The organism is Craurococcus roseus, from assembly GCF_039523795.1.
Taxonomy (GTDB): domain Bacteria; phylum Pseudomonadota; class Alphaproteobacteria; order Acetobacterales; family Acetobacteraceae; genus Craurococcus; species Craurococcus roseus.
In genome coordinates, this window is record NZ_BAAAFZ010000019.1 from 1 (window position 1) to 11387 (window position 11387).

Here is an 11387-nt window from a genome sequence, read left to right on the forward strand (position 1 = left end):
CGGCGCGGGGGGGCCGGCCGCCCTGGCCGCGCGCGCGCCGCGCATCGGCATCGAGGCCGTGGAGCCGGCGGTGGACGGCGGGCGGTTCGCTGTGAAGCGCGTGGTCGGGGAGGTCGTCGAGGTGTCGGCGGACCTGGTTTGCGACGGCCACGACAAGCTCGGCGCGGCGCTGCTCTGGCGCGCCGCGGACGAGGAGGGTTGGCGGGAAACGCGGCTGGAGCCGCTCGGCAACGACCGCTGGGCCGCGTCCTTCCCGCTGCTGCGGACTGGGCGGCACGTCTTCGTCGTGGAGGCTTGGCGCGACGCCTTCGCCACTTTCCTCGACGAGGTCACCAAGAAGCACGCGGCGGGCGTGCCGATCTCGCTGGAACTGGAGGAGGGGCGGCTGCTGGTCGCGGAGGCGGCTGAGCGGGCCGGGGGCGAGTTGGCCGCCGTGGCGTCGCGGCTCAAGGGCGCCGCGGACGCCGAGCGCTTGGCGTTGCTGACGGCGCCCGGGACCGCCGCGCTGATGGCGGCGGCCGACGACCGGCCCTTCCGGTCGCGCAGCGCCGAGATGCCGGTGGAAGCGGAGCGGATCGGGGCGCGCTTCGCCTCATGGTACGAGCTGTTCCCGCGCAGCCAGAGCGGCGATCCGAACCGCCACGGCACGTTCCGCGACGTCATCGCCAAGCTGCCGCGCATCCGCGCGATGGGCTTCGACGTGCTGTACTTCCCGCCGATCCACCCGATCGGCACCGCCTTCCGCAAGGGGCGCAACAACACCCTGACGCCGGGGCCGGACGACCCCGGCAGCCCCTACGCCATCGGCAGCCCCGAAGGCGGGCACGACGCCATCCACTCGCAGCTCGGCACCTTGGAGGACTTCCGGGCGCTGCGCGAGGCGGCGGAGGCGCACGGGCTGGAGCTGGCGCTCGACTTCGCCATCCAGTGCAGCCCCGACCACCCTTGGCTCAAGGAGCACAAGGATTGGTTCGATTGGCGGCCGGACGGCTCGCTCCGCTACGCCGAGAACCCGCCGAAGAAGTACCAGGACATCGTCAACGTCGATTTCTACAAGGAGGGCGCGATCCCCTCCTTGTGGCTGGCGCTGCGCGACGTGGTGCAGTTCTGGTGCGACCAGGGCGTGCGGCTGTTCCGCGTGGACAACCCGCACACCAAGCCGTTCCCGTTCTGGGAGTGGATGATCGCCGACATCCGGAGCCGCCACCCAGACGCGGCCTTCCTCGCCGAAGCCTTCACGCGGCCCAAGGTGATGGCCCGCCTCGGAAAGATCGGCTTCTCGCAGTCCTACACCTATTTCACATGGCGGAACCACAAGGCCGAGATCATGGAGTACCTGACGGAGCTGACCACCACGGCGATGAAGGACTTCTACCGGCCGCATTTCTTCGTCAACACGCCGGACATCAATCCGTACTACCTCCAGACCTCCGGCCGCTCCGGCTTCCTCACGCGCGCGGCGCTGGCCACCACGCTGTCGGGCCTGTGGGGCATGTACCAGGGCTTCGAGCACTGCGAAGCGCGGGCGCTGCCGGGCCGGGAAGAGTACCTGGACAGCGAGAAGTACGAGATCCGCGTGTGGCCCGACCGCTCGGACGGCGACATCGTGGACGAGATCGCGCGGTTGAACGCGATCCGGAAGGCCAATCCCGCGTTGCAGACGCACATGGGCCTCGCCTTCCACAACGCCTTCAACGACCAGGTGCTCTGGTACCGCAAATCCACGCCGGACCGCTCCAACGTGGTGCTGTGCGCCGTCAGCCTCGACCCGCACAACGTCCAGGAAGCGACGGTGGAACTGCCGTTGTGGGAGTGGGGCCTGCCGGACGGCGCGGCGCTGGAGGCGGAGGACTTGATGCGCGGCCACCGCTTTGTGTGGCACGGCAAGGTCCAGCGCATCCGCCTCGAACCCTACGGGCTGCCGTTCGGCATCTGGCGGGTGCGGCCGGCGGAGGGCGCTTGATGGCGCGGGACAGGTTCGCGGCTCCCGGGCAGCAGGCGAGGGCGCCGGAAGGGTTGGCGGGGGCGCGGGCGGCCGCCTTGCCCGCCGCCGCCAAGCTGGGCGACGACCCGCAGTGGTACCGCGACGCGGTCATCTACCAACTCCACGTCAAGAGCTTCTTCGATTCCAACGACGACGGCGTCGGCGACTTCGCCGGCCTGTTGCAGAAGCTCGACTACATCGCCGAGCTTGGCGTGGACACGCTTTGGCTGCTGCCTTTCTACCCGAGCCCGCGCAAGGACGACGGCTACGACATCGCGGAGTACCGCGGCGTCCACCCCGACTACGGCACCTTGCAGGACGCACGGCGCTTTGTCCGCGAGGCGCACGCGCGCGGCCTGCGCGTGATCACCGAGCTGGTCATCAACCACACGAGCGACCAGCACCCCTGGTTCCAGCGGGCGCGCACCGCCCGGCCGGGGTCGTCGCACCACAACTACTACGTCTGGTCGGACAACGACCACAAGTACCCCGAAACGCGCATCATCTTCATCGACACCGAGAAGTCCAACTGGACCTGGGACCCGGTGGCGAAGGCGTACTTCTGGCACCGCTTCTACAGCCACCAGCCGGACCTCAACTTCGACAACCCGCGCGTGCTGTCGGAAGTGCTGAACGTGATGCGCTTCTGGCTGGACATCGGCGTGGATGGGCTCAGGCTCGACGCCGTGCCCTACCTCGTGGAGCGCGAGGGCACGAACAACGAAAACCTCCCCGAGACGCACGAGGTTCTGAAGCTGATCCGCGCCAAGCTGGACGCGGGCTACAAGGGGCGGATGCTGCTGGCCGAGGCCAACCAGTGGCCGGAGGACACGCAGCAGTATTTCGGGCAGGGCGACGAATGCCACATGGCGTTCCACTTTCCGCTCATGCCGCGCATGTACATGGCGATTGCGCAGGAGGACCGCTTCCCGATCACCGACATCTTGCGGCAAACGCCCGACATCCCGGACGGGTGCCAGTGGGCGGTGTTCCTGCGGAACCACGACGAACTTACGCTGGAGATGGTGACGGACCAGGAGCGCGACTACCTCTGGTCCACCTACGCCGCCGACCGCCGCGCGCGGATCAACCTCGGCATTCGCCGCCGCCTGTCGCCGCTGCTGGAGCGCGACCGGAGGCGCATTGAGCTGATGAACGGCTTGGTGCTCTCCATGCCGGGTACGCCGGTGATCTACTACGGCGACGAGATCGGCATGGGCGACAACATCTTCCTGGGCGACCGCGACGGGGTGCGGACGCCGATGCAGTGGTCGCCGGACCGCAACGGCGGCTTCTCCAAGGCCGACCCGGCGCGGCTGGTGCTGCCGCCGATCCAGGACCCGCTGGACGGCTTCCAGGCGGTCAACGTGGAGGCGCAGGCGCGCAGCCCGAACTCGCTGCTCAACTGGATGCGGCGGATGCTGGCGGTGCGTCGGCGGACGCGGGCGTTCGGGCGCGGGCAGATGAACCTGCTCTACCCCGCGAACCGCAAGGTGCTGGCATACCTGCGCGAGCACGAGGACGACACGGTGCTCTGCGTGTTCAACCTGTCCCGCGCCGCGCAGGCGGTGGAGCTGGACCTGTCGGCGCACGCGGGGAAGGTGCCGTTCGAGATGCTGGGCGGCACGAGCTTCCCGCCCGTCGGGCAGCTCTCGTACCTGCTCACCCTGCCGCCTTACGGCTTTTATTGGTTCATGCTGGCCGGAGAGCGCGCCATGCCGAATTGGCACATACCCTCGCCTGAGCCGCTGCCCGACCTCCGCACGCTGGTGATGGGCGCGGGCGTCAAGGAGCTGCTCGCCCCGGAGGTGCGCGCGGAGCTGGAGCGCGGCGTCCTGCCGGAGTACCTGGCCAAGCGCCGCTGGTTCGCGTCCAAGGGCGAGCGGCTGCTCGGCGTCCGCATCACCGGCACGGCCGCGCTGCCTGGCGCCAACGGCGCCGTGGTCATGACGGAGGTCGAGGTCAGGCTCCCGGACCGCACCGAGCGCTACGCCTTGCCGCTTGCGGGCGTGGAAGAGAAGGGCGACATAGGGCCGCTCGCGGCCCAGCTCGCGCTGTCGCGCCTCAGGCAAGGCCGACGGGTCGGCTACCTGACGGACGCTTTCGCGGACGACCGCACGCCCGAGGCGGTGATGACGGCGTTGAGGGAGGGCCTTTCGCTCCCCACGGACGATGGCGAGCTGCGCTTCATTCCGGGCCCGGACCTCGCCTCCGTCTCGTTGCCGTCCCCCATGGGCATCCGGCGGCTTTCCGCGGAGCAGTCGAACTCGTCCATGATCCTGGGCGACGCGGTGGTGCTGAAGATCATCCGCAAGATCAGCCCCGGCATCCACCCGGAAGCGGAGATGACGCGCCACCTCACGGCCGCGGGCTACGGCAACGCGGCGCCGCTGCTGGGCGAGGTGGTGCGGGTCGCCGCCGACGGCACGCCGCACACGGTGATGCTGGCGCAGGGCTTCATCCGCAACCAGGGCGACGCTTGGGGTTGGACGCAGGACTGGCTCCGCCGGACCATCGACGAAATGGCGCTCACCGACAACGCCGCGGACGCGGAGGAGCCCTTCGCCGGCTACACCAGCTTCTCCGCGGCGATCGGCCGTCGCCTGGGCGAGCTGCACGCGGTGCTGTCCCGGCCGGGCGACGACCCGGCCTTCGCGCCGGAGCCGGCGACGGAGGCCGACCGCGGCGGCTGGGCGGCGGGCGCCATGGCACAGCTCGACCCGGCGCTCGACCTCCTGCGCCGCGCCAAGGACCTCCCCGAAGCGGAAAAGGCCGTCGCGGAGGGGCTGCTCGCGCGGGCAGACGCGCTGCGCGGCGCCGTGTCGCGCTTGGCCGAAGCCGCGGCCGGCGCGCTCAAGACCCGCGTCCACGGCGATTTCCATCTCGGGCAGGTGCTGGTGGTGCAGGGCGACGCGGTGATCGTGGACTTCGAAGGCGAACCGGCCCGGAGCCTGGAGGAGCGGCGCGCCAAGGGCAGCCCGCTGCGCGACGTCGCCGGGTTGCTGCGCTCCTTCGACTACGCGGCTTCCGTCGCCGCCGCGAGCGAGCATTCGGCGACGGCCACCGCCGCGCCGACCGACCGCCGCATCGCGCTGCTGGAGCGTTGGCAGGCGGAGGCGGAGGGCGCTTTCCTGCGGGCCTACCGCGCCGCCGCCGCGGAAGCGCCGGACAAGTGGGTGCCGGAAGGGGGCGAGGCGGCGCTGCTCGACCTGTTCCTCATCGAGAAGGCGGCCTACGAGGTGCGCTACGAGGCCGCAAACCGGCCGACCTGGATCGGCCTGCCGCTGCGCGGCCTTGCGGCGCTGGCGGAGCGGGTCACGGCCTGATGGACGCGGACCTCGACGCCCTCGCCGCGGGTCGCCACGGCGACCCGTTCGCCGTGCTCGGGCGGCACGGCGACATCGTGCGGAGCTTCCAGCCCGGCGCCCGGGGCGTGGCGTTGCTCTCGCGCGCCGACGGGCGGGAGATCGCGCGGCTCGAACAGGTGCACCCCGCCGGCGTCTTCGCCGGCCGCGTCCCCGACCAGCGGCCCTACGTGCTGCGGATCGACTGGCCCGGCGCGGCTCAGGAAACGGAGGACCCCTACGGCTTCGGCCTCCTGCTCGGCCCGGTGGACATCCACTTGCTGGCCGAGGGCCGGCATTTCGAGATGGGCCACGCGCTCGGCGCGCAGCCGATGACGGTGGACGGCGTGGCCGGCGTGCGCTTCGCCGTCTGGGCGCCCAACGCGCGGCGCGTCTCGGTGATCGGCGACTTCAACAACTGGGACGGCCGCCGGCACCCGATGCGGCTGCGCGCCGAAGCGGGCGTGTGGGAGCTGTTCATCCCGCGCCTGCGCGTCGGCGCCCTTTACAAGTACGAGCTGTGCGGGCCGGACTGGTCCGTGCTGCCGCCGAAGGCCGACCCGGTGGCCCGGCAAACGGAGATGCCGCCGGCGACGGCCTCCCGCGTCGCTTCCGCCGCGCCCTTCGATTGGACCGACGAAGCGTGGATGTCAGGCCGCGCGGCGCGACAGGAGGCCGGCGCGCCGATCTCCGTCTACGAGGTGCACCCCGGGTCCTGGTGGCACAAGGCGGACGGCACCCCGCCCGACTGGGACCTGCTGGGCGACCGGCTGATCCCCTACGTGCGTGGCATGGGCTTCACGCACCTGGAATTCCTGCCGGTGATGGAGCACCCGTTCGGCGGCTCGTGGGGCTACCAGCCGCTAGGCATGTTCGCGCCGAGCGCGCGCTTCGGCACGCCGGGCGGCTTCGCGCGATTCGTGGACCGCGCGCACGCGGCGGGCATCGGCGTGATCCTGGATTGGGTGCCGGCGCACTTCCCGACCGACGCGCACGGGATGTACCGCTTCGACGGCACGGCGCTCTACGAGCACGCCGACGACCGCGAGGGCTTCCATCCCGAGTGGAACAGCGCGATCTACAACTTCGGCCGCAACGAGGTGCGCGGCTTCCTGCTCGCCAGCGCGCTGCACTGGCTGGAGCGCTTCCACGTGGACGGGCTGCGCGTGGACGCGGTGGCGTCCATGCTCTACCGCGACTACTCCCGCAAGGCCGGCGAGTGGATACCCAACAAGTACGGCGGGCGCGAGAACCTGGAGGCCGTGCAGTTCCTCCAGGAGCTGAACGCGGTGGTGCAGGAGCGCTGCCCGGGCGCGGTGGTGATCGCCGAGGAGAGCACCGCTTGGCCCGGCGTGACGCGGCCGACGCACGAGGGCGGACTGGGCTTCCAGTACAAGTGGAACATGGGGTGGATGCACGACACGCTCCACTACATGCAGGAGGACCCGGTCAACCGCCGCTACCACCACGACCAGATGACCTTCGGGCTGGTCTACGCGTGGAGCGAGAAGTTCGTGCTGCCGATCAGCCACGACGAGGTCGTGTACGGCAAGGGTTCGCTCCTGCGTAAGATGCCGGGCGACCCGTGGCAGCAGTTCGCCAACCTGCGCGCCTACCTCGGCTTCATGTGGACGCACCCGGGCAAGAAGCTCCTCTTCATGGGGAGCGAGCTGGCCCAGCCGACGGAGTGGGACCACGACGCGGCGCTGCCCTGGGGCCTGCTCGACGACCCGCGGCACCGCGGGGTGCAGCGCTTGGTGCGCGACCTCAACGCGGTCTACCGCGACACGCCGGCATTGCACCGCCTGGACGCCTCGCCCGAGGGATTCCGCTGGGTGGTCGGTGGCGACCGCGACCAGAGCGTGTTCGCCTGGCTCCGGCAGGGCGCGGAAGGCGACGGGCCGGTGCTGGTGGTGTGCAACCTCACCCCCGTCCCGCGCGAGGACTACCGCGTCGGCGTGCCCTCGGGCGGCACCTGGCGCGAGGCGCTGAACACGGACGCCGAGAGCTACGGCGGCAGCAACAAGGGCAACGGCGGCCACGTCGCCTCGCAGCCCGTGGCCAGCCACGGCTTCGCCGACTCGCTGCTCCTCACCCTGCCGCCGCTGGCGACGCTCATCCTCACCCCGCAAGGCTGAGATGCCGCCCCTCCCGGACCGGCTGCTGCCCGGCAGGCCAGACCCGTTGGGGGCGAACTGGGATGGCTTGGGCGTCAACTTCGCCGTCTTCTCCGCCAACGCGGAGCGGATAGACCTCTGCCTGTTCGACCCCGCGGGGCGGCGGGAGGTGGCGCGGCTGCCGCTGCCCGAATGCACGGACGAGGTGTGGCACGGCTACCTGCCAGAAGCGCGGCCGGGGCTCCTCTACGGTTACCGCGCCTACGGCCCTTACGAGCCGCGGCACGGGCACCGCTTCAACCCGCACAAGCTGCTGCTCGACCCCTACGCCCGCCAGCTCTTCGGCGAGATTCGCTGGTCGGACGCGCTGTTCGGCTACCGCGTCGGCGCCGGCCGCGCCGACCTCTCCTTCGACCGCCGGGACAGCGCGCCGGCCATGCCGAAGGGTGTGGTCGCGGACGACAGCTTCAACTGGGGCGACGACCGGCTGCCCAACGTGCCCTGGGACCGGACGGTGATCTACGAGGCGCACGTCCGCGGCCTGACCATGCGCCGCAACGACTTGCCGCAGCGGGAGCGCGGCACCTTCGCGGCGCTGGCCGACCCGCGGCTGGTGGACCATCTGCACGGCCTTGGCGTCACCGCCATCGAGCTCCTGCCGGTGCAGGCCTTCGCGCAGGACCGCTTCTTGGTGGAGAAGGGGCTGCGGAACTACTGGGGCTACTCGACCCTCGCCTTCTTCGCGCCCGAGCCGCGCTACTTGATCGAGCCGTGGATGCGGAACGAGCTTAAGGTCGCGGTGCGCCGGCTGCACGCGGCCGGCATCGAGGTGCTGCTCGACGTGGTCTACAACCACACCTGCGAGGGCGGGGAGACCGGGCCGACGCTCTCCTGGCGCGGCCTCGACAACGCCTCCTACTACCGGCTGATGCCGGGCGACGAACGCGTCCACATCAACGACACCGGGTGCGGCAACACGGTCAACACCTCGCACCCGCGCGTCCTGCAGATGGTCATGGACAGCCTGCGGTACTGGGTGAACGAGTACCACGTCGACGGCTTCCGCTTCGATCTCGGCACCATCCTTGGCCGCGAGGGCACGGGCTTCGACCCGGGCTCGGGCTTTTTCGACGCGGTGCGGCAGGACCCGGTGCTCTCGCGCGTGAAGCTGATCAGCGAGCCCTGGGACCTCGGCCCCGGCGGCTACCAGGTCGGCAACCACCCGCCCGGCTTCGCCGAATGGAACGACAAGTACCGCGACGCGGTGCGGCGCTTCTGGCGCGGCGACCCGGGCGTCCGGGCGGAGCTGGCGGCGCGGCTGACGGGCTCGGCGGAGCTGTTCGACCGGCGCCGCCGCCGGCCTTGGGCCAGCGTCAACTACGTGGCCTCGCACGACGGCTTCACGCTGCACGACGCCGTCACCTACGAGGAGAAGCACAACGAGGCCAACGGCGAGGACAACCGCGACGGCCACGGCGAGAACTACACGAGCAACTGGGGGGAGGAGGGGGAGACGCGCGACCCCGCCATCGCCGCCACCCGCGCCGGCCTGAAGCGGGCGATGCTGGCGACCGTGCTGGCCTCGGCGGGCACGCCTATGGTCCTGGCCGGTGACGAGATGTGCCGGACGCAGACCGGCAACAACAACGCCTACTGCCAGGACAACGATACGAGCTGGGTGGACTGGGCCCGTGCGCGGACGCCGGAGGCTGAGTCGCTGCGCCGCTTCGTCTCGCGCGCTATCGCGCTCCGCAGGCGCCTGCCGCCCCTGCGGCCCCCGGTGTACCTGCACGGCGGCGCGGAGCTGCGGCCGGGCCTCGCCGACATCGCTTGGTTCGACCGGCACGGCGCCCCCATGACGGATGGCTCTTGGAACGAGCCAGAGGAGCGCACGCTCGCGCTCCGGCGGGCGCTGGCGACGGCGGACGGCGGCGCGGACGCCACGCTGCTGCTGCTCAACGCCGACGGCGCCGGACACGCCTTCGCGTTGCCGGAACCAGCGCTGGCTTGGACGCTTGTTCTCGACAGCGCGCACCCCGACCGCGAGGAGCATCCTGTGCAAGACGAAGCCGTTCCGGTGGGGCCACGGTCCGTGGTCCTGCTCGCCGCGAAGCTGCCGCCGGCATGAGCGACGCCGTGGGCCGTTTCGCCCGCGAGACGCGCTGGGGCGCGACGCTCTTGCCAGACGGTTCGCGCACCCGTTTCCGCGTCTGGGCGCCGGACAGCGCCGGCGCCTGCAAGCTGGAGATCGAAGGCCGTCCGCCGGAGGAGATGCGCCCGGCGGGCGACGGCTGGTTCGAGGCCGAGGCGCCGGTCGGCGCCGGGGCGCGCTACCGGTACCGCGTCTCGCCCGACCTCGCCGTGCCCGACCCGGCCTCGCGCCTGCAAGCGGGCGACGTGCACGACCCCTCCGTGGTGGTGGACCCGCGGGCCTTCGAGTGGCGCAACGTCGGTTGGCGCGGGCGGCCTTGGCATGAGACGGTGCTGTACGAGGTCCACGCCGGCGCCATGGGCGGCTTCAAGGGCGTGCAGCACGCGCTGCCGCGGCTGCGCGACCTCGGGATCACCGCCGTCGAGCTGATGCCGATCAACGACTTTCCGGGCAAGCGCAACTGGGGCTACGACGGCGTGCTGCCCTACGCGCCCGACGCCGCCTACGGCACGCCGGACGAGCTGAAGGCGCTGGTGGACGCGGCGCACGGCCTCGGGCTGATGGTGTTCCTCGACGTGGTCTACAACCACTTCGGGCCGGACGGCGCCTATCTCCACGCCTACGCCAAGCCCTTCTTCGACGAGGGCGTCCACACCCCTTGGGGCGCCGCCATCGACTTCAAGAAGGCGCCCGTGCGCGACTTCTTCGAGGACAACGCGCTGTTCTGGCTGGACGAGTACCGCTTCGACGGGCTGCGCTTCGACGCCGTCCACGCCATCGCCGAGCGCGACTGGCTCGACACGTTGGCCGCCCGGGTCCGGCGCGAGATCACGGACCGCCATGTCCACCTCGTGCTGGAGAACGAGCGCAACGGCGCGAGCCACCTCCGCGGCTCTCCTCCCCCTGGCGGCCAGTTCGACGCGCAGTGGAACGACGACGGGCACAACATCCTGCACCCGATGCTGACGGGCGAGCGCGAGGGCTACTACGAGGACTTCTGCGACGACGGCGCCCGCAAGCTCGCCACGGTGCTGGAGCAGGGCTTCCTGTTCCAGGGCCAGGTCTCGCCGCATCTCGGCGCCCCGCGCGGCGAGCCCTCGGGCCACCTGCCGCCGACGGCCTTCGTGCTGTTCCTCCAGAACCACGACCAGGTCGGCAACCGGGCGTTCGGCGAGCGGCTGTCCGCACTGGCGAGCCCGGACGCGTTGCGGGCCGCGACCACGCTGCTCCTGCTGTCGCCGCAGATCCCCATGCTGTTCATGGGCGAGGAGTGGGGTGCCACGGCGCCGTTCCTGTTCTTCACCGACCACAACGCCGAACTGGCGCCGCTCGTTACGGCCGGCAGGCGCAAGGAGTTTGCCAAGTTCGCCGCCTTCCAGGACCCGGAGAAGCGCGAGCGCATCCCCGACCCGAACGCCGAGCGGACCTTCCGCGACTCGGTCCCCGACCCGGCCGAGGCGGAGCGCCCGCCGCACGCGGCCGTCCTCGAATTGCACAGGCGCTTGCTGGCCCTGCGGCGCGAGCGCATCGTGCCGCGGCTGCCCGGCGCCTCTTCAGCGGGTGCCGAGGCGATCGGGCCGGGCGCGGTGCTGGCGCGGTGGCGCCTCGGCGACGGTTCGCGCCTCGCGATCGCCTGCAACTTGGCCGCCTCGCCCGCGTCATGCGAGGCCCTGGGCGGCGAAACGCTGTTTGAGAGCGCCGGCGGCGCTGCGGCGTCGCTCGCCGCCGGCGCCTTGCCGGCGCACGCCTGCGTCGCGCTGCTCGCGCCTCCGTCCTAGGCGGGGCGGGGG

General features: G+C 71.4%; 5 protein-coding genes. All 5 read left to right on the forward strand.

Features of this window, described 5'->3' with window-relative positions; all coding sequences use genetic code 11:
* Positions 1-1963 (forward strand): alpha-1,4-glucan--maltose-1-phosphate maltosyltransferase (locus ABD067_RS08470; RefSeq protein WP_343894796.1); only part of this gene is annotated, 1963 nt, incomplete at its 5' end.
* A complete protein-coding gene (gene treS / locus ABD067_RS08475) occupies positions 1963-5310 on the forward strand; it encodes a maltose alpha-D-glucosyltransferase (protein ID WP_343894797.1) in 3348 nt (1115 codons plus the stop codon). The genes ABD067_RS08470 and treS, both read left to right, overlap by 1 nt.
* Positions 5310-7466: a 1,4-alpha-glucan branching protein GlgB gene (gene glgB, locus ABD067_RS08480; protein WP_343894798.1), complete on the forward strand. Its 2157-nt coding sequence runs from the start codon at positions 5310-5312 to the stop codon at positions 7464-7466. Before treS ends, glgB begins: the two co-directional genes overlap by 1 nt.
* Position 7467: 1 nt before the next feature.
* Positions 7468-9573, forward strand: coding sequence for a glycogen debranching protein GlgX (gene glgX, locus ABD067_RS08485; RefSeq protein ID WP_343894799.1), 2106 nt, complete (start codon positions 7468-7470; stop codon positions 9571-9573).
* On the forward strand, positions 9570-11375 hold the full coding sequence (treZ, locus tag ABD067_RS08490) for a malto-oligosyltrehalose trehalohydrolase (protein ID WP_343894801.1): 1806 nt from the start codon (positions 9570-9572) through the stop codon (positions 11373-11375). Before glgX ends, treZ begins: the two co-directional genes overlap by 4 nt.
* Positions 11376-11387 lie beyond the last annotated feature (12 nt).